This window comes from Ferrimonas pelagia, assembly GCF_039543565.1.
In the GTDB taxonomy this organism is placed as follows: Bacteria; Pseudomonadota; Gammaproteobacteria; order Enterobacterales; family Shewanellaceae; genus Ferrimonas; species Ferrimonas pelagia.
On the sequence record NZ_BAABJZ010000030.1, the window covers coordinates 1 to 678 of the forward strand.

Here is a 678-nt window from a genome sequence, read left to right on the forward strand (position 1 = left end):
CCACTGGCAGCCGTCCTAGAGTCGTAAAGCAACAGCAGTTTGATTACGGATACCTATTTGGTGCGGTTTGCCCGGCCAATGGAAAGACTGAAGCCCTGATTACTCCGTGCGTAAACAAAGACGCTATAAGGCAGCATCTTCAACTGATTTCCGAAGCAACACCGCGAGGTCGCCACGCGATAGTGATCATTGATGGTGCCGGGTGGCATGAGTCAGATACTGCTTCTCCATTCAACAATGTCAGCTTGATCAAACTGCCTCCCTACTCACCGGAACTGAACCCGATGGAGCAGGTTTGGCAATGGCTACGGCAGCGATGCCTCTCCAATCGGGTCTTCAAAAGCTATGACCACATTGTCGACCAGGTTGCAGATGCTTGGAACAGCTTTCGAAAAGATGCAGAACAAGTGCGGCATCTGTGCAGCAGGGATTGGGCCAGACTGACCAAATAGATAATGGACTTGGTATCACTGACCGCCAAGGATGGCGGAAATGCCGGTCTGGCAGGAGCACTTACCGGCCCTGCCGCTCTGGTATCAGCAACATGGGATCCGGTGTGGTGCCACAATGCGATTGCCACCGGACAAAAACGAAAAAAGCCCATCCGTTAGGATGGGCTCAATTCTGAATAAGCGCTTGGCGGTGACCTACTCTCACATGGGAACTCCCACACTACCA

1 protein-coding gene is annotated in these 678 nt (G+C 52.5%); it reads left to right on the forward strand.

Features of this window, described 5'->3' with window-relative positions:
* Nucleotides 1-452: IS630 family transposase (locus ABEA08_RS09455; protein ID WP_345335056.1), on the forward strand; the 452-nt coding region annotated here is incomplete at its 5' end.
* Nucleotides 453-678 lie beyond the last annotated feature (226 nt).